This is a genomic window from Bradyrhizobium canariense, assembly GCF_900105125.1.
Taxonomy (GTDB): Bacteria; Pseudomonadota; Alphaproteobacteria; order Rhizobiales; family Xanthobacteraceae; genus Bradyrhizobium; species Bradyrhizobium canariense_A.
In genome coordinates this window covers 3,385,419-3,408,779 of record NZ_LT629750.1, presented here as the reverse complement: position 1 = coordinate 3,408,779, position 23,361 = coordinate 3,385,419, and the positions used below count along the sequence as shown (strand labels likewise).

Annotated in this window: 22 protein-coding genes; 12 read left to right on the top strand and 10 right to left on the bottom strand. The window is 58.8% G+C overall.

Annotation, left to right across the window (positions count from 1 at the left end; translation table 11 throughout):
- Window positions 1-5 precede the first annotated feature (5 nt).
- The 3 genes from BLV09_RS16325 (at window position 6) to BLV09_RS38125 (ending at window position 3,128) form a co-directional block, all read left to right on the top strand.
- The gene (locus BLV09_RS16325; RefSeq protein WP_146688065.1) at window positions 6-1,457 is read left to right on the top strand and encodes an NAD(P)(+) transhydrogenase (Re/Si-specific) subunit beta; all 1,452 of its coding nucleotides are present in this window, start codon (window positions 6-8) and stop codon (window positions 1,455-1,457) included.
- Window positions 1,458-1,508: 51 nt separating this feature from the next.
- Complete coding sequence (locus tag BLV09_RS16320) at window positions 1,509-2,606, top strand: zinc-dependent alcohol dehydrogenase (protein ID WP_146688064.1); 1,098 nt, start codon at window positions 1,509-1,511, stop codon at window positions 2,604-2,606.
- A gap of 147 nt (window positions 2,607-2,753) precedes the next feature.
- The gene (locus BLV09_RS38125) at window positions 2,754-3,128 is read left to right on the top strand and encodes a hypothetical protein (RefSeq protein WP_433994403.1); all 375 of its coding nucleotides are present in this window, start codon (window positions 2,754-2,756) and stop codon (window positions 3,126-3,128) included.
- A 99-nt stretch (window positions 3,129-3,227) separates the two neighbouring features.
- Here the strand turns inward: BLV09_RS38125 and BLV09_RS16310 are convergent, their stop codons facing one another.
- Window positions 3,228-3,635, bottom strand: coding sequence for a hypothetical protein (locus tag BLV09_RS16310; RefSeq protein WP_146688063.1), 408 nt, complete (start codon window positions 3,633-3,635; stop codon window positions 3,228-3,230).
- Between the two features lie 49 nt (window positions 3,636-3,684).
- Complete coding sequence (locus tag BLV09_RS16305) at window positions 3,685-4,374, bottom strand: general stress protein (protein WP_197685053.1); 690 nt, start codon at window positions 4,372-4,374, stop codon at window positions 3,685-3,687.
- A gap of 525 nt (window positions 4,375-4,899) precedes the next feature.
- Here BLV09_RS16305 and BLV09_RS16295 point away from each other — a divergent pair.
- The 7 genes from BLV09_RS16295 to BLV09_RS16265 all read left to right on the top strand — a co-directional run bounded on the left by BLV09_RS16295 (window position 4,900) and on the right by BLV09_RS16265 (window position 12,294).
- Complete coding sequence (locus BLV09_RS16295; RefSeq protein ID WP_146688062.1) at window positions 4,900-5,097, top strand: hypothetical protein; 198 nt, start codon at window positions 4,900-4,902, stop codon at window positions 5,095-5,097.
- Window positions 5,094-5,498 carry a response regulator gene (locus BLV09_RS16290; RefSeq protein WP_244549121.1) on the top strand — a complete coding sequence of 135 codons (405 nt, stop codon included), beginning with the start codon at window positions 5,094-5,096 and terminating at the stop codon, window positions 5,496-5,498. Before BLV09_RS16295 ends, BLV09_RS16290 begins: the two co-directional genes overlap by 4 nt.
- Before the next feature lie 154 nt (window positions 5,499-5,652).
- Window positions 5,653-6,402: a Crp/Fnr family transcriptional regulator gene (locus tag BLV09_RS16285; RefSeq protein WP_146688060.1), complete on the top strand. Its 750-nt coding sequence runs from the start codon at window positions 5,653-5,655 to the stop codon at window positions 6,400-6,402.
- 162 nt (window positions 6,403-6,564) lie between these two features.
- Window positions 6,565-6,951, top strand: a complete 387-nt coding sequence (locus BLV09_RS38120) for a hypothetical protein (protein WP_244549120.1) — start codon at window positions 6,565-6,567, stop codon at window positions 6,949-6,951.
- Window positions 6,952-7,116: 165 nt separating this feature from the next.
- Window positions 7,117-8,436 carry an HlyD family secretion protein gene (locus tag BLV09_RS16275; protein WP_349536845.1) on the top strand — a complete coding sequence of 440 codons (1,320 nt, stop codon included), beginning with the start codon at window positions 7,117-7,119 and terminating at the stop codon, window positions 8,434-8,436.
- On the top strand, window positions 8,433-11,165 hold the full coding sequence (gene rbbA, locus BLV09_RS16270) for a ribosome-associated ATPase/putative transporter RbbA (RefSeq protein WP_146688058.1): 2,733 nt from the start codon (window positions 8,433-8,435) through the stop codon (window positions 11,163-11,165). Before BLV09_RS16275 ends, rbbA begins: the two co-directional genes overlap by 4 nt.
- Before the next feature lie 4 nt (window positions 11,166-11,169).
- The gene (locus tag BLV09_RS16265; RefSeq protein ID WP_146688057.1) at window positions 11,170-12,294 is read left to right on the top strand and encodes an ABC transporter permease; all 1,125 of its coding nucleotides are present in this window, start codon (window positions 11,170-11,172) and stop codon (window positions 12,292-12,294) included.
- An 80-nt stretch (window positions 12,295-12,374) separates the two neighbouring features.
- Here the strand turns inward: BLV09_RS16265 and BLV09_RS16260 are convergent, their stop codons facing one another.
- From BLV09_RS16260 to BLV09_RS37750, 6 genes are all read right to left on the bottom strand, one after another.
- The gene (locus BLV09_RS16260; protein ID WP_146688056.1) at window positions 12,375-13,448 is read right to left on the bottom strand and encodes a dihydroorotate dehydrogenase-like protein; all 1,074 of its coding nucleotides are present in this window, start codon (window positions 13,446-13,448) and stop codon (window positions 12,375-12,377) included.
- A gap of 201 nt (window positions 13,449-13,649) precedes the next feature.
- A complete protein-coding gene (gene nifJ / locus BLV09_RS16255; protein WP_244549119.1) occupies window positions 13,650-17,321 on the bottom strand; it encodes a pyruvate:ferredoxin (flavodoxin) oxidoreductase in 3,672 nt (1,223 codons plus the stop codon).
- Window positions 17,318-18,961, bottom strand: a complete 1,644-nt coding sequence (locus tag BLV09_RS16250; protein ID WP_146688055.1) for an NAD(P)-binding protein — start codon at window positions 18,959-18,961, stop codon at window positions 17,318-17,320. The genes nifJ and BLV09_RS16250 overlap by 4 nt, the downstream gene beginning before the upstream one ends.
- A 1-nt stretch (window position 18,962) precedes the next feature.
- Window positions 18,963-20,267 (bottom strand): MFS transporter, encoded by a 1,305-nt coding sequence (locus BLV09_RS16245; RefSeq protein WP_146688054.1) that lies wholly within the window; start codon window positions 20,265-20,267, stop codon window positions 18,963-18,965.
- Window positions 20,268-20,415: 148 nt separating this feature from the next.
- On the bottom strand, window positions 20,416-20,703 hold the full coding sequence (locus BLV09_RS16240; RefSeq protein WP_146688053.1) for a hypothetical protein: 288 nt from the start codon (window positions 20,701-20,703) through the stop codon (window positions 20,416-20,418).
- 153 nt (window positions 20,704-20,856) lie between these two features.
- On the bottom strand, window positions 20,857-21,309 hold the full coding sequence (locus BLV09_RS37750; protein WP_197685052.1) for a response regulator transcription factor: 453 nt from the start codon (window positions 21,307-21,309) through the stop codon (window positions 20,857-20,859).
- A 404-nt stretch (window positions 21,310-21,713) separates the two neighbouring features.
- On the opposite strand from BLV09_RS37750, the gene BLV09_RS38825 reads away from it, so the two are divergent.
- A complete protein-coding gene (locus tag BLV09_RS38825; RefSeq protein ID WP_433994402.1) occupies window positions 21,714-22,028 on the top strand; it encodes a hypothetical protein in 315 nt (104 codons plus the stop codon).
- A 31-nt stretch (window positions 22,029-22,059) separates the two neighbouring features.
- Window positions 22,060-22,185 (top strand): hypothetical protein, encoded by a 126-nt coding sequence (locus tag BLV09_RS38820; RefSeq protein WP_433994425.1) that lies wholly within the window; start codon window positions 22,060-22,062, stop codon window positions 22,183-22,185.
- Between the two features lie 64 nt (window positions 22,186-22,249).
- On the opposite strand, the gene BLV09_RS16225 is transcribed toward BLV09_RS38820, so the two are convergent.
- Both BLV09_RS16225 and BLV09_RS16220 read right to left on the bottom strand, forming a co-directional pair.
- The gene (locus BLV09_RS16225) at window positions 22,250-22,747 is read right to left on the bottom strand and encodes a hypothetical protein (protein ID WP_146688052.1); all 498 of its coding nucleotides are present in this window, start codon (window positions 22,745-22,747) and stop codon (window positions 22,250-22,252) included.
- Window positions 22,748-22,938: 191 nt separating this feature from the next.
- On the bottom strand, window positions 22,939-23,283 hold the full coding sequence (locus tag BLV09_RS16220; protein WP_283806852.1) for a Spy/CpxP family protein refolding chaperone: 345 nt from the start codon (window positions 23,281-23,283) through the stop codon (window positions 22,939-22,941).
- Between the last annotated feature and the right edge of the window lie 78 nt (window positions 23,284-23,361).

Sequence of the window (23,361 nt, the reverse complement as noted above, 5' to 3'; positions counted from 1 at the left end):
CCGACATGATGACGATTATCCCGCAACTCATTATTGGCGTCACAGATCTGGCGGCAGCCTTTCTCTTCATGTACGGCCTCAAGCGCATGTCCTCCCCTGTGACCGCCCCCTCGGGGATCTTGGTTGCCGGCGTTGGCATGCTGGTCGCCGTCCTGGCGAGTTTCCTCTATGCCTTCAATATCGGCGCAGCTGCGAGACCGTTTCTGCTGGTCAATATCGGCCTGGCCGTCACAGCTCTTCTTGTCGGTGGCGGTGTTGCATGGTGGAGCGGCAAGAAGGTGGCGATGACGGCGATGCCGCAGATGGTCGCCCTCTATAACGGCATGGGTGGCGGCGCTGCCGCCGCGATTGCCGCGGTCGAGCTGTTCGGAAACAAGGCCGGTGGTGTTACCCAGCTTGTCGTGACCTTGATCGGCGCGTTAATCGGCGCGGTCTCGCTTTCCGGCTCACTGATTGCATGGGCCAAGCTTGATGGAGTGATCTCGAAGCCGTTTCGGATTCGGGGGCAGCAGGTCTTCAATGCACTGGTCGCGTCGGCCACGGTAGGAATCGGCGGATACATCGTTTGTGTCATGCAAGGCGTCATTACATCGCCGGTCGCGACGCCCGATCTGATCTACCTGTTCTTTGGCTTTGCGCTGCTATTCGGTGTTCTGATGACGCTGCCGATCGGTGGCGCCGATATGCCGGTGGTGATCTCGATCTACAATGCGTTCACCGGCCTTGCGGTCGGCCTCGAGGGGTTTGTGTTGCAAAACCCGGCGCTGATGATTGCGGGCATGGTGGTCGGCGCCGCTGGTATGCTTCTGACTCTGTTGATGGCGAAGGCCATGAACCGCTCGATCAGCAACATCCTGTTCACAAACTTCGGTGCTGCCGTCAAGCACAAGCAAGGTGACATCAAGGGTAGCCTTAAGCCGGTCGAGGCCGGCGACGCAGGTATCTTCATGCGTTATGCGAGCTCGGTCATCATCGTGCCGGGTTACGGGCTCGCGGTCGCCCAGGGACAGCAGAAGCTCTACGAGTTCGTAAAGTTGCTGCAGGCGGCGGGTGTTTCGGTGAAGTTCGCCGTCCATCCGGTGGCGGGACGTATGCCTGGTCAGATGGATGTTCTGTTGGCTGAGGCGGGGGTCCCCTACGACCTCATTTTTCAGCTTGAAGACATCAACGATGAATTCGCCAATAGCGACGTCGCACTCGTGATCGGCGCCAATGACGTCGTGAATCCGGCCGCGCGCACCGACAAATCCTCGCCGATCTACGGCATGCCGATTCTTAACGCCGACAAAGCCAAGAAAGTCTATGTCGTGAAGCGTGGCCAGGGCAAAGGCTATGCGGACATCGTCAATGCGCTGTTCTACGGCGACAATTGCGACATGGTCTACGGTGATGCCGCTGCTGTGCTGACCAAGATGATCGAGGCAGTCCGCGCCTTGGGCACGAAAGCCGCCGCCTAAGCGTTCGCCGAACCTATCGACCGATTCAACCACCAAAAGAGGAGTCATCCTATGGCCGGTAAAATGCAGGTCGCCGTCGTCGAGCACTTCGGTAAACCGCTGCTGCAGCAGGAGTGGGAGATTCCGTCGCCCGGCCCGGGCCAGATTTTGGTCAAGACCGAGGCCTGCGGCGTGTGTCACACCGACCTCCATGCCGCGACGGGCGACTGGCCGCTGAAGCCGAAGCTGCCGTTCATTCCCGGTCACGAAGCCATCGGCCGCGTCGCTGCGGTCGGAGCCGGGGTCAAGATCGTCAGGGAAGGTGACCGGGTTGGAGTGCCGTGGCTCTACTCGGCCTGCGGTCATTGCGAACATTGCTTGGCGGCCTGGGAGACGGTCTGCGCCGAAGCGGAATTCGGAGGTTATACGAGGAACGGTGGCTTCGCCGAGTACGTCATCGCCGATCCGAACTACGTCGCCCATATCCCTGATGGACTCGATCCCAAGCTGGCGGCGCCGTTGATCTGCGCCGGCATCACCACCTATAAGGGAATCAAGGAGACAAAGGCGAGGGCGGGCGAGTGGATCGTCATCTCCGGTGCCGGCGGCCTTGGGCATCTTGCGATTCAATATGCCAAGGTGATGGGCCTTCGGGTCTGCGCTGTCGATATCGACGACGGCAAGCTTGCACTTGCCAAGAAGATGGGCGCTGACTTCGTTGTCAATGCCAAGCATGGCGAGCCGGAAGAGGCAGTCAAGAAAGGCACCAGCGGTGGCGCCCACGGCGTCCTGATTACCGCGCCCTCGCTCGGCGCGTTCAAGCAGGGTGTCGGCATGACGCGTAAGCGCGGCACCTGTGTGCTGGTAGGACTGCCGCCGGGTGATTTTCCCGTTCCTTTATTTGACGTTGTCGCGAACTGCATCACCATTCGTGGCTCCTTCGTGGGCAATCGTGAGGATATGGCCGAGACGCTGGCCTTCGCCGCCGAAGGCAAGATCGAGGCTGATATCGAGCTGCAACCGCTGTCGGCGATCAATGAAATCTTCGACAGGCTTGAGCACGGAAAGGTGGCGGGCCGTATCGTGCTCGACTTCGTCGGTACCAAGCCAGACGATCGCCAGGCCAAAAATCCCGCCATCAGAAAGTCTGAACCCATCACCGCGAATTGATGGCGGCGGCCGACGCAACACGCTGCTCCTTGAAACGAACTGATACATGTGTTCGTCTGAAAATGTGGTGGTCTGCGTTCCGCAGGTCGCCCTTGCTTATATATTGACGGCGGATCTTCCGCGTAAGCGGGGAACGTCATGCAGGCAATGGTGCTCAAGGAACTCAGAACGGCGCTGCAATGGACCGATTTCGACGATCGACACCCGGGGGTCGGGCGAGATCCCGGTGAAGGTTTTAGCCTGCGGGCGTCTGCCGCACCGACCTTCACGTCGTCGACGGCGAACTGCCTGATCCCAAGGTGCCGATTATCCCGGGGCACGATTGCGGGCCGGATCGATGCGATCGGCGCCGGTGTCGAAGGTCTGCGGATCGGTGAACGCGTCGGGATCGATTTCCTGCGCTTGGCACCCAAGATCGGGATTGTCACCAGCACTACGAGCTATCTGCTGGATCAGGCCAACCAGGCTCTTGCTGATCTTCGCGCAGGCCGCTTCGAAGGAGCGGCAGTCCTCATTCCCTGAGGCTCTCTCAGCCTCCGGACTTCGTTGTGCCAAATCGTTTATCGCGGGCGTCGCAAGGGGGAGGCCATTGCCGGCTGTTTTCGCTGTCGGCAGCGCGCCTTATTTGTCCGTGGGATTGACCTTGTGCCAGGCCACGGCAAGTTTGTCCGAGGCCGTCTTGAAGGAGGCTTTGGCGCTGCCCCAGTCCGCTTCGCCAGCCGTCTCCAGCCGAGCGGACGCCATCTTGGTTTGAGTCCAGGCGTCGTCTAGATCTTTCGAGGCGCTCGTCTGCGCCTCTGTTGCCTTGACCTGCACCTTGGCGTCGAAGCCGTCCAGCTTTTGTTGCCAAATTCGGATATCGTCCTGAGCCTTGTGCTTGTAACTGCTTCTTTCGGCCGTCGAATCGCGGCTGGAGGCTGCCCCAACCGATACATTTTGGTCGGATACGGGTTTCGATTGAGCCACGGCGGGTGACGTGCCGGCGAGCGCAAGCGTTCCGATCACGAGCGGGGCGATAAAAATTCTCATGACGTCTAATTCCTTGTGTTTCTCATAAGCTGACGTCTGCGTGAACGGATCAGCCGATAGCAGCGACGGCGGGCTCTGCTGCCTTGGTATGCACATCGACGCGCGAAGGGTTGACTGTGCCGAGGATCGTCTTGGCGTGGGCAATTTCCGCCGCCGGGCCGTGAGCCAGCACTAGAAAGCGGTCGGTTTTCAGCTCGGTTTCATATTGGATCACGCTGTCCTTCGGCACGCCAATGCTGTAGAGCGCCGCGGCGAGGGCACTTATCCCGCCGACAATGACGGCATTCTCGATACCGGCAATCACAATCGTAGCGATGTAGCCGAGCACGACAACTGGTCCGACAACCGGAACGGTTATGAACAGCCCACCCAGGAACAAGCCCCAGAAGCCGCCCCAGAATGCACCGCGCGTGCCCCAGAACTTGACCCGATCGCCAGTGTTGTAGAATCCGACAACCTTTTCGTCAGTGTGATAGCCCTTGCCGACCACACTGAGGTTCTTCATTTCGAAGCCAGCGGCAGTCAGCTTCTTGATCGCCGTTTCGGCTGCGGGATGGTCGGCGAAGACGGCGATGACTGTCTCGTTATTTTCCATCGGTATTCTCCTTGAGGGGTAAGGTGGATCGTGGCGCCGGTTGCCCATATCGCCATTGGGCGCACGCCAAAGGCGCAACTCGGCCGTTGCGGGTTTCTCAGTGTTGATCTTTGAACCAAGGTTAGGTTGGGCGACCCCCGCCAAGATAGGCTCGGAAACTACTCAGCCTTGACATTGAGCGTCCCATCGGGATCGTCGTGTCGAAAGCATATCGCGTGCAAGACGGCGACAGTGATGCAAATCGATCGATCACTTCAAACGAATGCCGACAACTATAAGATTCTCACCAATTTGGTAGCTCCACGTCCCATCGCCTGGGTGACGTGCGTGAGCAGCACCGGTCTCTGTTTATCGGCGAAGTGATGATGTTTCACGTCGCCGATCACTTGCCTGGTCCGCGATTGGACATCAACAATTTTATGCCGATCGGACGACTCGGTTCTCCCTCGATTTACTGCCGCACCACCGACCGCTTTGAGGTTCGATGCTGACGGCGGCCGAGGCAGGTATTGCGGCAGGAGGGGATCGTCCGGAAACCTTGACGTAATTGCGGGCGTTGCCGGATTAAAACTGTCCAAACCGTGCACTTTCGGTGCAGCTTGGTGGTGCGGACCACCGACAGGGCGCACTGAAGTGTGCGACGACACACCTCTGCCAGGGAGGTTTGTCGTGTCCGATACCGACGACGAGATAAAGCGTGATCTGGAGTGCCTGCGTCTAGCATCAGATTTCATGCTGATGTCTCGCGATACGCTCAGTTCGGATCTGCGGGCGCATTGCGTTCGGATGGCGAAATATTGGTCTGATCAGGCAAATGGCGATCCGGAGGAAGACGTCGGCAGCCCAACTGATGGATCAGTATCGTGACGAACGAAGCAGCAGTCAGAGCGCCGGCTGTCATCTTAATTGTAGAAGATGATTCGTTGCTGCGGGAACTTGCCGTCGAAATCGTCGAGGAGGCCGGCTTCATTACGCTGGAGGCTGGCGATGCCGCAGAAGCCGTTGGCTTGCTTGAGACTCGGACGGATATCGCCGTCGTGTTCACCGACATCAACATGCCCGGACGCGTGGACGGGACAAGGTTGGCTTATATGGTGAGTGAGCGCTGGCCGTCGATAAAGATCCTTGTCTCCTCAGGCCAGGCTCGGCTGCAGCAATGCAATCTGCCGTCGAACAGCGCATTTCTCGGAAAGCCGTATCGGGGGCAGGCAGTGATCGCCCAACTTCATTCGCTGGTCGGTGCTGCCGAAATATCAGTTCAGATCTGATCTTCAGGGGCAGCCCTGAGCTATTTTGCTCAGACTTGTCGCGGAGAACGCGTTCTAACAAGCAAGTTGGAATAGGAATGGTATCACTTCCTGTCCACCGGCGCCCGACCGCCTCTGGGCTGCAACCGATTCACATAGACAATGATACCGCGCCATGTCGAAAGCGCAAACGGATCAAGATTTGCGGAGCAATCAACTGCTCGACGCTCTGGCGCCGGACAGCCGCAAACGAATCGACCCTTATTTGGAGCCGATGGAATTCAAGCTCGGCGCGATGGTTTGCGATGCGGGCGGTCTGCTCAAGCACGCCTATTTTCCCCGAGGGTCCGTTCTGTCTCTGCTGACCGTGCTGGAGAATGGTGCGGCCATCGAGACGGCCAATATCGGGCGCGAAGGCGCTTTCGGGCTCTTCGCCGCCATGTACAGCCGGGTTTCCTTCAATCGATGCATCGCGCAACTAGAGGGTCACACAGTCCGCTGTCCGATCGAACTGCTGCAGCATGAATTCCAGATCAGCGAGCATGTACGCAACCTCTTCGTGAGCTATTCGGAGACGCTGTTGTCACAGGTTCAGCAGACGGTCGCCTGCAATTCGATGCATACAACGGAAGAGCGGATGTGCCGCTGGCTCCTTATGATGCATGACCGCGCCGAGGGAGTAGCGCTTCCGTACACGCATGAGTTCCTGTCGCAGATATTGGGCGCCAACCGGAAATCCGTGACGCTGGCGGCTCAGTCGATGCAGGCGGCTGGCCTCATCAGCTACCATCGGGGCGCGATCCAGGTCCTTGATCGCAGGGGCCTCGAGAAGGCGTCATGTGAATGCTATGCCATCGTCAAGGAGCGATTTGATGCGTTCCTGACACCGCCCTCGACCGCAGTGCGAAGTCATAGCAAGGCGTGAAACGAGAACAGCACTGACTCAGACGGGTGATGTCGACTGGCATTTTCAGAAGGGCGCCGCGGAAGCGGATATACGCAATCGGCTTGGCGTGATGGGTGTCAGATACCGCCTGGTCGGCGGCCGGCGTCACTCAAGTCCACGATTTGATGACTGTCGACCGAAGTGACCAAACCGCACGGCGTTTTAACTTCGTGGCCGATGATCATCGATTTGCCGTCGGGCAGCCGTGAAAGCGTCTTTGACAGCGATTTCGGCGTGCTGGAGACGCTCATCGTCCGACGGGGAGTGGCTGACCACGATATTTTCATTCGGTGGCATTGTCAGCAGGATATGGATCTGAAAGCCTGCCCCGTGCCGATGGTGGTCGCCCGGTCCGATCACAGTCACCCTGCCGGAGGTGATGCGATGATCGTGCGCTTCGAGACGCTCGAATTCATGCTGAATGCTCGCGCGCACTGGATCCGATGGCTCGCATCCCTGGAACACCACTTGAAGAGGAGTTTGCATCTGAGCCTTTCAACAGTACCGACAAGCAGACATCGGGAATGACCAATCCACAAGTCCTGAGATAGTTGCAACTCTGATGTCGTCCGGGGCTCGAAAAATGCCCGGTGAGGGCGATATGACAGAGACGCCTGCTGTCGGACCAGCTTTCAGCGCATGACGGTAGCCTCCCCGGACGCAAGGCCAGACTGAGTAGTTTCCGACTCTGACTTGGCGCGTCCGGCACCTGCTATTGTGGTTATTGGATACAGCAGCAGCGGCATCGCGAGTGCACAGGCGACTCGATCTCCATCAATTGAGGAAGCGTCAGTTCGGCCTCAATTCGATCTGTTGCGCGCTGCAAATCAACCTGCTGCCGAAGTAGCAAAGCGCGAACCAGGCGCGACTGTTTCAGAGGCAGGAGACCAGATGAACGAAGAGGTAAAGTCGGCCGCGAAAGCGCCTGAGGGAGCCCAACCTCCGCCGACAGAGAAGCGTGAGCTCGTTCTGGTTCCGCAACAACACGTGATGAAGGTCGCGCCTTCGGCTGAGAAGGCGACGCCGGCTCGCAGGCGCTGGCTTCGGCTTGCGCTGGTTTTGGCTGTCGTGATCGGCGGTGCCGGCGGTGGGCTTTACTGGTGGCTGCATTTGCAGCCTCAATTGCCCCCGGGCATCGCTTTCGGTAACGGTCGAATCGAGGCTCAGGAGATCGACATCGACACTAAATTCCCCGGGCGCATCGCCGAAATCCTCGCTGATGCCGGTGATATGGTCAAGGCTGGTCAGGTCGTGGCGCGGATGGACACCAGGGATCTATCGGCCTCGCTCAAGAAATCCCAGGCGTCAGTTTCCCAAGCGCAGCAAGCCATCAAGGAGGCCAACGCGAACGTCGTTCAGCAGAAAAGCCTGCTGTTATTGGCCCAGCAAGAGTTTGATCGGGCGAGCGTCCTTTTGCAGAGGGGTGCCCAGACCAAGGAAGTTGTAGATCAGCGTCAGCAGGCGCTGGACGCAGCCAACGCAGCCTTGAAGGCTGCGCAGGACAGGGTGGCGGAATCCCAGCACGCAATGGAAGCCAGCACCCATGACGTCGAACTCAACGAGGTCAACATCGCCGACAATACGCTCGTCGCACCTACGGAAGGACGCATTCAGTATCGCATCGCCAATATCGGTGAGGTGCTTCCCTCAGGCGGCAAGGTATTCACTATGCTCGACATCAGCTATGTCTACATGGATGTCTATCTGCCGACGAACGCCGCTGGTAAGGTCAAGATCGGGTCTGACGCGCGCATCGTGCTTGATGCCATTCCGAAGCTCGCCATACCCGCAAAAGTGTCGTTCGTCGCGACCCAGGCGCAGTTCACGCCGAAGACGGTAGAGACGCAAAGCGAGCGCGATACCCTGATGTTCCGCATCAGGGCGAAAATCGATCCCGATCGTCTACGCGTTCACGCCGAGAAGGTGAGAAGCGGTCTTCCCGGCGTTACTTATTTGCTGCTTGATGCCACGACCGCCTGGCCAGCGCGATTGCAAGGAAGCGCCACTCCATGATCGCTCGCGAAAGCTCGGTCGCTCATGTCGAGGACATCACGCAGCGATATGGCAAGGTGGTCGCCCTCGATCATGTCACGATTGATCTGCCCGCGGGCTGCATGGTTGGGTTGATCGGGCCGGACGGCGTCGGCAAATCGTCTTTGCTGAGTATGATCGCAGGGGCGCGCCAAATCCAGTCAGGGCGCGTTATCGTCCTTGACAGCGACATGGCGGATCCCAGATCTCGGGCTGATATCTGCCCGCGTATTGCCTACATGCCGCAGGGATTGGGCAAGAATCTTTATGCGGACCTCAGCGTCCGCGAGAACATCGAGTTCTTCGGGCGCTTGTTTGGACAATCGCGCGCCAAACGTGACGCGATGATCTCCGAGCTTTTGTGGAGCACCGGCCTTGCGCCATTTTCCGAAAGGATGGCGAAGAAATTGTCCGGAGGCATGCGCCAGAAGCTTGGGCTTTGTTGCTGTCTGATCCATGATCCCGATCTGCTGATTCTTGACGAGCCAACCACCGGTGTCGATCCGCTCTCTCGCCGCAGGTTCTGGGAGCTGATCGACCAGATGCGCTCTCGCCGCGAGGGGATGAGCGTGCTGGTCGCGACGGCCTATATGGAAGAGGCGCGGTTCGACTGGCTGGTGGCCATGAATGCCGGCAAGGTGCTGGGAACCGGCACTTCCGCCGATCTGAAAGCCAAAACCAATACCCCCTCTCTGGAGGATGCGTTCATCGCGTTACTCCCGGAACAGGCGCGGCGTGGACACAAGGCATTGCAAATATCGCCGCGTCGCATCATCGATGCCGATCCCGTCATCGTTGCACGCGATCTCACCTGCCGTTTTGGCGATTTTACCGCGGTCGACAAAGTAAATTTTACGATCGAGCAAGGCGAGATCTTCGGTTTTGTCGGATCGAATGGCTGCGGCAAATCCACGACCATGAAAATGTTGACCGGGCTGCTGCCTCCCAGCGAAGGCGCGGCGTTGCTGTTCGGAAAGCCTCTCGATCCATCCGACATGAATTCACGCTACCGCGTCGGCTACATGTCACAATCGTTCTCCCTCTACACCGAACTTACCGTGCAACAAAATCTTGAGCTCCATGCGCACCTGTTCCACATACCGGCGGAGAAGGCGCGAGTCAGGATCGCGGGCTTGGTGGATAGTTTTGGCCTCAAGGATTATTTCGATCAGCGGACGCTTGATCTGCCGCTGGGGATTCGGCAGCGAGTGTCCCTGGCGGTCGCAATCGTTCACGAACCGGAGATCCTTATCCTCGACGAGCCGACATCGGGAGTTGATCCGCTGGCTCGCGACCGGTTTTGGGAAATTCTGATCGATCTGTCGCGCAATCAAGGCGTGACGATCTTCATCTCTACGCATTTCATGAATGAGGCGGAGCGCTGCGATCGAATTTCCTTGATGGATTCCGGGCATGTATTGGCCACGGATACACCGGCAGGATTGGTCAAGGCACGCGGCGCCGCGTCTCTCGAAGACGCTTTCATCGGCTATCTCGAGGAAGCGACCCGTGAGCGCTCCGCCGCTACCGCACCCGCGCCGCCGGTCAGGGCCGCTGAAGTGGCGCTGCCGGCGCCGATGCGCTCGTTGTTCAGCTTGCGGCGTCTGCTCGCCTATACGATCCGCGAATCCCTCGAGCTGTTGCGTGATCCGATCCGGCTCGGTTTCAGCCTGTTCGGAACCACGCTGCTGATGCTGGTGTTCGGCTTCGGCGTTTCCACGGACGTCAATAATCTTTCCTTCGCAGTGCTGGATCAGGATCAGTCTCCCGAGAGCCGCGCTTATCTCGAGGAGCTCAGAGGCTCCGCCTATTTCGTCGAGAAGCCGTCGATCGCCGACGACAAGGAATTGATCAGCCGTCTCAGGAGCGGAGACATCAAGGCGGCGGTTGAAATTCCGCCGAACTTCGGTCTCGATATCAAGCGCGGGCGTCCCGCATGGGTCAGCGCATTGGTCGATGGCGCCATGCCGTTTCGTGCGGAAACCATCCGTGGCTATCTGCAAGGCATGCATCAATTGTATCTTGTGGATCCAACCATCTATACGACGGCGCTTGTCGCGCCGCCTCCCTCCGGTATCGAGATCAGGTTCAAATACAATCAGGATTTCGACAGCATTTATGCGATGGTTCCATCAAACATCGCGCTGCTGCTCGGGTTGTTTCCGGCGATCCTGATGGCTCTTGCCATCGTCCGGGAAAAGGAACTCGGATCGATCACCAACCTTTATGTAACGCCGGTCAGCCGGATTGAATTCCTGTTGGGCAAGCAACTTCCCTACATTGCGGTCGCAATGGCAAATTTTACGCTGATGTTGCTGATGGCCATTTTTGTTTTTGATGTTCCGCTGAAAGGAAGCTTTCCAGTCCTTTTGTTCGGCGTCCTGATCTACGTTACCGCGATGACGGCATACGGCATGCTGATTTCCGTTTTCACAAGTACACAGATCGCGGCTCTCTTTGGAACAGCTATTTTGACGGTTCTGCCGGCCACCCAATTCGCAGGCATGATGACGCCGGTGTCCTCCCTCGCTACCGGAGCGCAAATCATGGGCCGGGCATTCCCGATGACTTACTTCGTGCCGATCAGCGTCGGTGCCTTCACCAAAGGACTCGGAATTGGAGATCTCTGGACGGACCTCGTGGCTTTGGCCGTGTTCGTGCCCGTGCTGGCGCTATTGAGCGTTCTGATGTTGCGGAAACAGGAGCGTTAGATCAGTGGGCAAGGCTGAAAATATATTATGGCTCGGGATAAAGGAGCTGCGGAGCTTTCTCCATGATTTCGTGTTGTTGGGATTCGTAATTTATGCGTTCTCCCTTGCTATCATCATGCAGGCACGGAGCAATTCCCAGGAATTGCACAACGCCTCGATTGCTTTCGTCGATGAGGACAATTCAGAACTCTCGCGCCGCATAGCCCATGCATTTCTTCCGCCTTACTTCCAGTCGCCGCAGCAGATCGTCGAGAAGGATATCGTGTCCTTGATGAACAAGGGAAAATACACCTTCGGTATCGATATCCCTCCCGACTTCGAACAATATGTCCTTGCCGGGAAGCGACCAGAGATCCAGATCGACGTCGATGCGACCGCGATGGTGCAGGCCGGCCTCGGATCCGGTTACGCCCAGCAGATCATCACCACCGAGGTGGCGGACTTTCTCTCCCATTCGGAGGGAGTCCCATTGTCACCGGTCAATCTCGACGTTCGGATCGCGTTCAATCCGAATATCACGACGGCGTGGTTCACGACCGTGATGGGGATCATCAACAACGTGACCATGCTGGCCATCATCCTCGCGGGAGCGGCGATCGTTCGGGAGCGCGAACACGGTACCATGGATCACCTCCTTGTTATGCCCTTGACGCCCTTCGAAATCGCGATGTCCAAGGTCTGGGCCAATGGATTGGTGATTACGGTCGCGGTGGGTCTATCCCTCTACGTCGTCATTCGCGGGATGCTCGCAATACCGATCGCGGGCTCAATTCCGCTGTTCATGATCGGGGTCGTGATCTATCTGTTTTTTGCCACCGCGATCGGCATCTTCCTAGGCACCGTGGCGCGGTCGATGCCGCAGCTTGGGCTGCTGTACATGTTGGTCTACCTGCCAATGAATATGCTGTCTGGAAGCAACACGCCGCTCGAGAGCATGCCGCCATGGCTTGCGACCGTGATGCAAGCGTCGCCCTCGACCCACTTCGTGCTGTTTGCACAGTCGATCCTTTACCGTGGCGCTGGCATCGACGTGGTCTGGCCGCAATTTCTGGCGGTAGCCGTGGTCGGAGGATTGTTTTTTAGCTTTGCCATTTTGCGTTTCCGCTCGGTTGCCGCGCAATCGGCCTGAACCTCACCGAGGATGATCGTGGTTCTCGTGCCCACGTAAATTACTTGTGTCCATCGACGGGCGTCTCGGAGGTGCCAACTTTATCCCAGAATCCGGTTTGGCTTCGCTCCGTCGGTGCGCGATGGAACAGGGGCTGCCGGCTGTCCGGTCGTCGACCGATCGGGCTGGCGATATCCTTGCAGGATCTTGACGTAGTTGGAGCGCTCGAATGCCTGGGGGTCCCGCATGCCTCGCTGACTCATGATTCCGCTGACATGCCTCAGGGAATCGAATTCTCTTGCGTCGAGCCACTTCTCCAGCCCGGAGAGCAAAGTGGCCATATGACCGGGGCCTTGTCGCAACAACGACGAGGTGGTCATCACGACGTCGGCTCCAACCAAAAGATATTTCACAACCTCGTCGGCGCTGGTCACGCCGGTACTGGCCGCGAGAGAAGCCTTCGTTCGTCCTGCGAGGACAGCAAGCCAGAGCAGAGGGAGCCGAATCTCGTTCGGCTCGCTGAGCTTGAGATCGGTCAGCACCTGCAGGCGCGTCAGATCGAGATCGGGCTGATAGAACCGATTGAACAGCACCAAGCCGTCGGCTCCAGCGTCCTCAAGCGCCATAGCCATGTTGCCGACGGCACTGAAATAGGGACTGAGCTTGATCGCGATCGGAATCGAGACCGCCGCCCGCACCGATTGCAGGATGTCGAGGTAACGCTGCTCGACATCGCGGCCGGTCGTCGCAAGATCGGCTGCAATGAAATAGATATTGAGTTCGAGCCCGTTCGCGCCGGCCTGCTCGAGCTGCCTGGCGTAGGAGGTCCAACCTTCGTCGCTGATACCGTTCAGGCTTGCGATCACCGGCACCCCGGCCGCCCGCCGGGCCCGGCGAACGAGTTCGAGATATTCGTGCGGCCCATGCTGCGCGTCGGCCAGTTTCGGAAAATTGCTGAGACCCTCCGGCCAACTGTCGTCGTGTACGCTGGTTAGATGCTCGTAGCGGGCGGTCTCCGCTTCGATCTCTTCCTGGAAAAGCGAAGGCAGGATCAGGGCGGCGGCGCCTGCATCCTCAAGCCGCTTCAGCGAGTCGAGCTCTCCCGTTAGCGGCGACGCGGATGCCACCAGCGGGTTTTTGAGCTGAAGTCCCATATAGCGTGTCGTCAAATCCATTGGGTTCTCCGGGGACGGGCCGTACTGCGCCGTGGTTTGGTTCAGCAACTTTCCTCGAAGCATTCGTAGCCAAGATGAAGGGAGTTTCTGAACCGCTGCGCCAGGGTCTGATTCAACTGGCTTGAATCAGACTCCGGCGTTATCGTTTTGTTTGAGCATGATCTTTTCAGAAAGCCGGTTTCCAGTTTTACGGATCATGCCCTAGGACGCCGGGCTGGCGGGCTCGTCGCTGCCTGGCTGGAAGCGGCTCCCGTCTTGTGCCGCGAGTGCTTCGTATTGCTGGTATTTGTCGATCACTGCGGCCTGCGCATTGGCGAGAAGCAGCGCCGCCTCGTCAGGAAGCGATCGCGCCAGAGAGGAATAGCGGACCTCATTGTAGGCATAATCCTTGAAGGGAATCGTCGGGCGCGGCGAATCCAGTTGGAAAGGGCTCTTGCCGACGCTTCGCATCGTCGGGTTGAAACGAAGCAACGGCCAGTAGCCGCAGGCGACCGCGAGGTCCTGTTGTTTCATGCCAAACCGCATGTCGATACCGTGCGCGATGCACTGACTGTAGGCGAGGATGAGCGAGGGGCCGTCATAGGCCTCCGCTTCCCTAAACGCATCCAGCGTCTGCTGCGAATTGGCTCCCATCGCGACCTGGGCCACATAGACGTTTCCATAGGCGATGGCCTGCAAGGCGAGGTCCTTGCGGGCGACCCGTTTCCCCGCCGCCGCAAACTTTGCCACCGCGCCAAGCGGGGTCGCCTTTGAGGCCTGGCCGCCGGTGTTGGAATAGACTTCGGTGTTGAGGACCAGGATATTGACGTTGCGACCAGTCGCCATGACATGATCGAGCCCGCCAAAGCCGATGTCAAAAGCCCAGCCGTCGCCGCCGACGATCCAGATGCTCCGCCGCACGAGATGGTCCACCACGGAGAGCAGGTTGCGTGCGGGCTCGCTTTCGATTTTGAGCAGCCGGGTCTTGAGTTCGGCGACGCGTATGCGCTGTGCCCGCAATTCGAATTCGTGGATTTGCGGTGCATTGAGGACGCCTGTCGCGAGCTCTTCGCCGACGAGTGGTGTTAGTTGCGTGAGCAGCGCGCGGGCAAGCGCCAGATGCTTGTCGGCCGCCAACCGGAAGCCGAGACCGAACTCGGCGTTGTCCTCAAACAGCGAGTTCGACCACGCCGGCCCGCGGCCCTCACGATCGACGGCCCAGGGCGTCACCGGCAAGCTGCCACCGTAGATCGATGAGCAGCCGGTCGCGTTGGCAATCTGCGCGCGATCGCCGAACAGTTGCGAAAGCAGCTTGAGGTAGGGGGTCTCGCCGCACCCGGCACATGCGCCGGAAAACTGGAACAACGGCTCGAGGAACTGAACGCCGCGCACCTTGTCAAAATCGACGCGAGCCCGGTCATTGACCGGCAACCCCTCGAAGAAGGCAATGTTGGCGCGTTCGGCGGCGACCAGCGGTTCCTTGTCCGCAAGGTTGATCGCTTTGACGTCCGGCTCGCGCGGGCTGATCGCGGGGCAGGCCTCTACGCAAAGACCGCAACCCGTGCAGTCCTCGATATAAAACTGCAGTGTGAAGCGCGCTTCCGGATAGCCGCGGGCGTTAACTGGTACCGATTTGAACGATGCCGGCGCTCCAACCAGCGCATCCTCATTGTAATAGCGGGCTCGAATGACGCTGTGCGGGCATACGAAGCTGCATTGACCGCACTGGATGCAGAGGTCTTCTTCCCAGACCGGAACGGCCTCCGCAATATTGCGCTTCTCAAAAGCAGAGGTTCCGGACGGAAACGTTCCATCTGCCGGGATGAGACTGACGGGAATGTCGTCTCCGCGTCCGACCAGCATCAGCGACGTCACCCGCTTGACGAAATCAGGCGCGCTGGCGACGACGATCGGAGGCAGATCCATCGGATTGGTAGCGGTTGCCGGTACCTTGATTTCGAACAGCCGGGCCAGTGTGGCATCGACCGCGGCGAAATTCTTCGTCACGACGGCTTCGCCCTTTCCGCTATAGGTTTTGCGGATCGATTCCTTGATATGCCGAATGGCATCCTCGCGCGGCAGGACACCGGATATGGCGAAGAAGCAGGTCTGAAGGACGGTGTTGGTGCGTACGCCGAGGCCGACGTCCCGGGCTACGGTGGAAGCGTCGATGACAAAAAAGCGCAGCTTCTTGTCGATGATCTCCTGCTGCACGGACTTTGGCAGTTCGTCCCAAGTCTGGTCCTTCCCATAAGGGCTGTTGAGAAGGAAGACGCCGCCTGGCGCGGCGATCCGCAGCAGGTCCTGCCGTTCAAGAAATCCGAACTGGTGACAGGCAACGAAACCAGCCGAGGCAATCAGATAGGGGGCCTTGATCGGGTCTGGCCCAAACCGCAGATGCGAGATCGTCTGCGCACCGGATTTATGGGAATCATAGACGAAATAGCCCTGCGCATATTGTTTCGCGTCTTCGGCGATGATCTTCACGCTGTTCTTGTTGGCGCCGACCGTGCCATCGGCACCCAGACCGTAGAAAACTGCGCGCGTGGTGTTAGCGGTCTCGATCGTGAACCCTTTTTCGACGGCGAGGTTGCTGAAAGAGACGTCGTCCTCGATGCCGAGGGTGAAACTGTTTCGTCCCGCGAACTGGTTCTGGCCGTCGCGCCTGGCCAACTCGTCGAGCGCGGCCTTCGCCATCGCCGGCGTGAAATCCTTCGAGGATAATCCGTAGCGCCCGCCGATGACGCGCGGCATCGATGATCGCTGGCCGGATCCAAAGCCCTGGGCGAGGGTGGCGACGACGTCGAGGTAAAGCGGCTCTCCGGCGGCGCCTGGTTCCTTGGTCTGCTCAAGGACTGCGATGGCGCCGACCGAAGGCGGGAGCGCGGCAAGAAAATGCGCGGTCGAGAACGGCCGGAACAATCGCACCTGCAGAACACCGACTTTCTCACCGCGGGCTACGAGCGCCTTGACGGTCTCCCGCGCGGTCTCCGCGCCGGAACCCATCAGCACCAGAACGCGCTCCGCGTCGGGTGCGCCTTCATATTCGAACAGCTTGTAGAGCCGCCCGGTGAGCGCGGCAAAGCGGGCCATCGCGGCATCGACGATTCCCGGTACCTTGGCGTAGAACGGGCTGACCGCTTCCCTGGCCTGGAAAAAAGTGTCGGGGTTTTGGGCGGTGCCCCGGATGAAGGGATTTTCGGGATTGAGTGCGCGCGCGCGATGGGCTCGGACAAGGTCGTCCGAGATCATCGTCCGAATGCTGGCATCCGGAATCAGGTCCAGCGTGTTGAGCTCATGCGAGGTGCGAAAGCCGTCGAAGAAATGCAGGAATGGAACCCTGGCCTCGAGGGTCGCTGCCTCGGCAATCAGCGCGGTGTCGTGGGCTTCCTGCACGTTTGCGGATGAAATGAGCGCAAAGCCGGTGGTGCGAACGGTCATGACGTCGGAGTGATCTCCGAAGATCGACAAGGCCGAAGTTGCAAGGGAGCGCGCGGCGACGTGAAACACCGTCGAAGTCAGCTCTCCCGCGATTTTCATCATGTTCGGCAACATCAGCATCAAACCCTGCGATGACGTGAACGTTGTCGTCATCGCGCCCGATTGCAGCGCGCCGTGCACGGTGCCTGAGGCGCCTCCCTCGCTTTGCATTTCCTGGACCAGGGGAATGTTGCCCCAGATATTCTGAAGTCCTTCCGCGGCCCATTGGTCGGCGAGTTCCGCCATCGTGGAGGAGGGGGTGATCGGATAGATGGCGCAGACTTCATTGACCCGATAAGCGACATGAGCGACGGCTGTATTGCCGTCCATGGTAGTCCTGACCGCCTTGTTGGCGGCCAGCTCTGCCGCCGGTTTTGGGGTATCGCCCGAATTCAGCTTGATCACGGCGTTCATGTCCTGACCTCCGTCGGCTCGGAAACCATCTCCATGGCGTGGCAGGGGCATTGCTCAACGCAGACGCCGCAGCCCGTGCAAAGATCGAGTTTGATCTCGTAGCCCTCGTTCGGGCCGAGCTTGATGACCGCGTCTTCCGGACATGCGGCATAACAATTGTCGCATTCGAAGCAATTGCCGCAGGACAGACAGCGCTTGGCTTCGTGGAGCGCTTCTTTCGCGCTCAGCCCGCTGACGACCTCATCGAAACGGCCTTCCCTCTGCGCAACCGGTATTTCATGCTGGGTGGAACGCAGCGCGTCAGCATAGATAGGCAGGTTGAGTTCGGCGAACTCGATTCCAGAATGCTTCGCCGGAGCGGCGTAGATATCGCCCCTCAGCCAGGCGTCGATGTGGTGCGCCGCCTTCTTGCCGTGGCCGGTCGCCACGGTGACCGAGCGTTCAGCAGGCACCATGTCGCCGCCTGCGAAGATGCCGGCCCGGCCGGTCATCATGTTCGGTGCGACCACCACGGAGCCGTCGGCGTCGAATACAATTTCGGGGATCTTCTTGAGAAAGCCGCTGTCGGCATCCTGGCCGAGCGCCAGCACCAGTGTATCGGCCTTCAGCGTCTCGAACTGTCCGGTCGGCTGTGCGTGACCGCTGTCGTCGATCCGCATCACCTCGACTGTGAGATCAGCGCCCTGGATTGCCTTGATCGAGGTCAGCCATTTTATTTTCACACCTTCAGTCAAGGCTTCCCCGGCTTCGAAGTCGTGCGCCGGCATATGCGCGCGATCCCGGCGATAAACGATCATGGCCTCGCTGGCGCCGAGGCGGCGGACGGTACGGGCGACGTCCATGGCCGTATTGCCTCCGCCGTAAATCACCACGCGTCGGCCCAGGCGCGGTGCTGCATCGGCTTCTACGTCGCGAAGCAGCGAAACAGCATCCAATACCTTGATGGCGTCGCGCGCCGGGATGTCGACATGCTTGGAGAGATGGGCGCCGATAGCGATGAAGACCGCGTCGAAGCCGCCGCTCGTCTGTTCGGCCAGGACGTCATCGACCCGATGGTTGGGCACGAACTTGACGCCCATTTGCTCGATCCGCCCGATCTCCTTCATCAGGTCTTCGCGTGGCAGGCGATAGGCAGGAATGCCGAAATGCAGCATGCCGCCAGGCAATGGGCCGGCGTCGTGGATCTCCACCTGATGGCCGAGCCGCGTCAGATGGTAAGCGGCGGACAGTCCGCTCGGCCCGGCGCCGACGATCAGCACGCGCTTGCCGGCAGCGACCTTGGCGATCGGCATCGGCCAGCCTTGCTCCATCGCGAGGTCGCCCAGAAACCGCTCGACGGCATGAATGCTGACCGCGCTGTCGAGCTCCTTGCGATTGCAGCTGGTTTCGCAGGGGTGATAGCAGACACGTCCGTGCACCGCCGGCAACGGGTTGTCACGGATCAGCGTTTCCCACGCGCCCCGGTAGTTTCCCGCTTGCGCCAACCCAAGCCATGCCTGGATATTCTCGCCGGCGGGGCAGGCCACATTGCAGGGAGGAAGCAGGTCGACATAGACCGGACGCTGATGACGCACCGCGCCGGCGCCTCTCTCGCGCGTGAGATTGACGACAGGGGTCATATCGCGGGCGAAGTGGCTCACTTTATGTTCCTCCAATGACCGGAGTAGCTTGAACCAGGGCGCCGTCGCTGGCCTTGCGGCGGATCAAAGCGGTCCCGGTCTCCCGGATGAAACAGGAGAGCACAATGGCCAGTAATATTCCGCCGACGCCAATGATTCCCGCTTTCTGGAACACGGGAAGATCCAATGGCCCGCCATTCGAGACTTTGACCAGAACCCAGCCATAGACCGGCGCCATCAGGGCGCTCAGCGTGAAGACCAGAAAGTTGATCGCACCGGTGGCGCTGCCTTTCACCTCGTCGGCATTGACCTCCTTGATGATCGTGTAAGGAATCATCGCGGCGCCGGAGCCGATGCCGAGCAACAAGCCGGCGAGATAGGGGGGTATGATGTCATGCGGCAGGTATAGGATTGCGAGCGCGACAAGCAGCATGAACGAAGCGCCGCCGATCAGGACCGGCTTGCGGCGGCCGAAGTGGTCGGCGACATATCCGAGCAAGGGACAGCCGATTACCCAGCCGAGCGGCACCATGGCGGCCCGATTGACGGCTTCGGCATAACCAATGTGCCAACCTTCGCGCAGGAAGGAGACGCCCCAGATCATGTCGCCGACGGTCGTCGGCAGGAACAGGAGCCCGGCGGCAAAGCCGCAGAGATACGACTGCGGATTGCTGAGCACCGATTTGTAGGGCGTGAACATCGACCAGGCCGAGCCCTGCGCCGCAGAGCGTACCGCATGCCCGCCTGGAGTGACGGTGAGGACGATTAGCGTCAGAAGCGCTGCCGCTATTCCACCAAAAATCCAGAATTGCTGCCAGGGAAGCGGGCCGTGGATGAGTGGTGCGACAATAAACTGGCCCGCGGCGCCGCCGAGCATGCCGAAGCATTGGGTGAACCCAATAGCCGTCGCAAGGTAGCGAGCCGGAAACCCATGCGTCGCCAGATAGACGGCGCCGGTAAAGGCAAACGCGGACCCTGCACCCTGGAATAGCCGGCCAGCATCTGCCGCCGCTGCGTTACCCAAGCCGAACAGGACGGCACCCATTGCGAGAAGTCCAATTCCGACGGGAACGACGAATTTGGCGCCGTACCGGTCGAGGCTCGCCCCGGACAGGATCGAGAAGGTTGAATACGTATAGTAATAAAGACCGATCAGCGAACTCACCCCGAGAGCCGATAGCCCGAATGCCGTTGTCAGCTCGGGTACCATGACCCCCGGAGCCGAGCGCAGAGCATATTGCAGGAAGTAAAACACCACGCAGAAAGCCCAAGCCGCGATGAACGGCCAATGGAAGTCCGAACCGTCTCGCACCGATTTTTCCGGCATAGTTTCTGGCCTCTCACCTGTCTCCGCGAGCGTCTACACGGCTCGACGAAGCGTTGGCGTGTCCAATGTAGGCGGCCGAAAGTCCGGTGAGCTAGGTTCGGAAACTACTCAGTGTCGCTGCAATATTTCAGCTATGAAGGGCACCACATCACGGAGAGGGTGTTCGAGAGCCGACCAGGCCGTTGCCGTTGTCGTTCAGGAATTGGTCGAGCGCATTTCCGATGCTCTCCTTGAAGCGATCCTGGCCGCAATCACTCATCTCGACATTGGGGGGTATTGGTCCGAACGATCGTGATTCCGGCCTCTTCGGACGGCATTTCACCGGGAACGACTCCTGGATCCGGTTTGCAATCGTTCGAGCGAAACAGGAGAATTTGGCTCCTCCGAATATCAGGTAAGGCACCCGCAGACTGTCCAGAGTGACGATCATCATCATGAGTTCCGTAGCACTGCTCACTCCCTACAGTTCAAGGACCTGCCAATGGACGGCTCTAAAATAGCGATCGGGAAGTATGCCGATTGCGCTCTCGCCCGAGCCAAGTCAATCGGCTAACAGGCGGCCGTGTCATTGCCCCGGGTGTGAGATGCTTCAGCCCGCGCCTGACAGCGTTACGGTACTTTCTCGAGCCGTCGAGTTGTCAGGGTTAGTCCAGTCAGCGGCGAGCGCCAGACGAGCTAACTCCGGGATCGACTTCGAACCGGTTCTCCTCATGATCGAGGCGCGATGATTTTCGACGGTGCGTTGGCTGATCCCGAGATCGGCAGCGATGTTCTTGCTTGGATGGCCGACGAGGACCAACTTCATGATCTGGTGCTCGCGAGGGGTCAAGCTCGCGAGACGGTTCTCGGCCGCGTGGTGCAAGCCGAACATCATGGAGACCAACTCCTCCTTTTCGCGGAGAACCTGGCATTCTGCGCATTTCGTCGCATAGCCGATCTGTAAGATAGTTGCGCCTTCGAACGTCGTTTTCGAACGTAGAGGCAGATCCGTCCAACGTTCGTTTCGGACGTCGTCTTGATCTTGCAGTTTACAGGGATGCATCGATTTTACTCCACGGCACTAATGCAACTCGGCGACAAGCCCGTTCGTCGAGGTCGACCGTCACTGACAAGTCTCTTCGTCGGGGTTGGTTTCAGCGAAGAAACGCAATGCAGCAATGCACTGAAAAGCAAGTTTTTCTGAGCGATCTTGGTCAATTTTGATCACAACGCTGGACGAAGAATGGGATAGCATACATTGCTATCCAATGCGTTGCCGTTCGTGCGCTTCCGATTGGAGATTGTCACGATGGCGATGCAGGGCACATATCGGTGCGTCCGATTCGGCTGCGAACACCGCGCTTAGCGGCGAGAGGATTCATCACCGACGCAGAGAAGTTAGCCTTCGAACTCAAGACCTTCTTTAGAAAGCCGGGGAAGGCAGATCCATTTTAAAATTTAAGAAGAATGATATTGTTTTTCGGGGGTAATGGAGGCCGTCAGTTTTTTGACGAGGGCTGTTCAAATGGACATTCGATACGGGGCACAACGACGGTCACGTTAGAGGACTGCACCATCTCCTCGATAATAAAGGCCGCGATGCGCGCGGTGCGCAAAAATGAGCCGCGTTTCTCCGAATTGTTCTTGAATTATGTTCTAGTTCGCAACAGCGGTGTGGAAGAGGATCTGATCGATCAATTGTTCAATTCTAGTGAGCGGCGACTGGCTCGCCCTTTGCTGATCTGGCGCATTTCGGCAAGGAGGCAGGCCGGAGCCCATTGATGTGGGGATCGGTCAGGAAACTCTTGCGGAAATGATCGGAACGACCCGGTCTCGCATCAGTTTCTTCATGAACGAGTTCCGAAGATTGGGATTCATCAGCTACAACGGAAATGTGCACGGTTCGCCGTTGAACGCTTTCTTGCACGCTCAGAAGTGACGACGAGACGAAGAAGGCTCCCAACTGCAAGGCGGCTCAGTCAATTATCCAGGGGCTGAACGAGTTAGCCGGGATAGCTGGCCTCATTCGCAAAGCTGAGCGACGCCTCGATGGCTTCTTCCCAGAGATCATCGGTGGCAACGCCCTTGTCTTCCAGTCTCTGCACAAGCGCGCCCACCGCTGCAGCAGAGGCGTCTGCAAGTCTGTCATTTTCAGAAGCTCGTCTGTGCATTGTATTCACAAATGGTCGCAGCGCCTGGATGGCCTCGGCCGGCGGCAGACTACGAGCCCCGTGAAGGATATGAAGGACATCGCGAACCAGTTTCGACAACTGCGCTTCATGGTCAGGACTTGCATTGGTGCGCAAACCCTCTCCAATCGCTTCATGAGCCTTCATAATAGCCGCCGCTCGGCTTGTGGCTTGCCCGCTGGTTCTCATCTTGTCTGTGTCCAGGATCGAAAGTTGCCATTTCCATGAACCTCCAGCAGACTCAACAGCGGTGAACTCGACGCCGCAATAATCCATAACCATCATCTCCTCTGGCCGATGCAGATTTTGCATTCGTTGGGCGATGCACCGTTCTTGTCTAACGGACGACGCTGACGCAATTCTGGCGTCGCTCCCTTTATTGAGGTCCGACTCCAAGAGAATGCCGCCAAAAGAAACGGCCTCAGCGCGGGGGTATGGGACATCATCCTTTGCCGGGTAGGACATCCTTACGGGGTAAGTTGTCCAGCCGACATTCGTTCCATTTAATAAGCGTCGCGCTCGCGGTCACCGCCGAATAAACATTCGGCAAAGCGGTTCTTCTGCTGTTCACTGAGGCTGGCATACAGTGGTTGGGCGGCGTCGGCGAGTTTCTTTCGGTCGTTGGACCGCTCGATTTGGGAATCGGCGTTCTTTCGCATTTCATCGAGCGCATCGAAGGAGCCGTGCTGTTGAATACGCGCCTCTCGCACGGCAATCCGGCGATCTGCTTGCTTTTTACTCATGTCTTGCATGGCACTTGCAAATGCTGACCAGTTCTTTTCCTGGTCCGTGGTGAGATTCAGATCGACTTTCATTTTGGCGGTTCGCGCCTCCGCTCTATCGGTCATTTAACCCGCGGTTAGCTCGGCACGGTCCGAGCGACCGCGCGCGACCGCAGAGCTGGTTAGCGTGGAGCCGGTTAACAG

Excerpts from the sequence above, each read along its gene's own strand:
- BLV09_RS16325 (WP_146688065.1), top strand. The coding sequence starts at position 6 with ATGATGACGATTATCCCGCAACTCATTATTGGCGTCACAGATCTGGCG.
- BLV09_RS16320 (WP_146688064.1), top strand. The coding sequence starts at position 1,509 with ATGGCCGGTAAAATGCAGGTCGCCGTCGTCGAGCACTTCGGTAAACCG.
- BLV09_RS38125 (WP_433994403.1), top strand. The coding sequence starts at position 2,754 with ATGGTGCTCAAGGAACTCAGAACGGCGCTGCAATGGACCGATTTCGAC.
- BLV09_RS16310 (WP_146688063.1), bottom strand. The coding sequence starts at position 3,635 with ATGAGAATTTTTATCGCCCCGCTCGTGATCGGAACGCTTGCGCTCGCC.
- BLV09_RS16285 (WP_146688060.1), top strand. The coding sequence starts at position 5,653 with ATGTCGAAAGCGCAAACGGATCAAGATTTGCGGAGCAATCAACTGCTC.
- rbbA (WP_146688058.1), top strand. The coding sequence starts at position 8,433 with ATGATCGCTCGCGAAAGCTCGGTCGCTCATGTCGAGGACATCACGCAG.
- BLV09_RS16260 (WP_146688056.1), bottom strand. The coding sequence starts at position 13,448 with ATGGATTTGACGACACGCTATATGGGACTTCAGCTCAAAAACCCGCTG.
- nifJ (WP_244549119.1), bottom strand. The coding sequence starts at position 17,321 with ATGAACGCCGTGATCAAGCTGAATTCGGGCGATACCCCAAAACCGGCG.
- BLV09_RS16245 (WP_146688054.1), bottom strand. The coding sequence starts at position 20,267 with ATGCCGGAAAAATCGGTGCGAGACGGTTCGGACTTCCATTGGCCGTTC.
- BLV09_RS16240 (WP_146688053.1), bottom strand. The coding sequence starts at position 20,703 with ATGATGATGATCGTCACTCTGGACAGTCTGCGGGTGCCTTACCTGATA.
- BLV09_RS37750 (WP_197685052.1), bottom strand. The coding sequence starts at position 21,309 with ATGCATCCCTGTAAACTGCAAGATCAAGACGACGTCCGAAACGAACGT.
- BLV09_RS38825 (WP_433994402.1), top strand. The coding sequence starts at position 21,714 with ATGATATTGTTTTTCGGGGGTAATGGAGGCCGTCAGTTTTTTGACGAG.
- BLV09_RS38820 (WP_433994425.1), top strand. The coding sequence starts at position 22,060 with ATGATCGGAACGACCCGGTCTCGCATCAGTTTCTTCATGAACGAGTTC.
- BLV09_RS16225 (WP_146688052.1), bottom strand. The coding sequence starts at position 22,747 with ATGCAAAATCTGCATCGGCCAGAGGAGATGATGGTTATGGATTATTGC.
- BLV09_RS16220 (WP_283806852.1), bottom strand. The coding sequence starts at position 23,283 with ATGACCGATAGAGCGGAGGCGCGAACCGCCAAAATGAAAGTCGATCTG.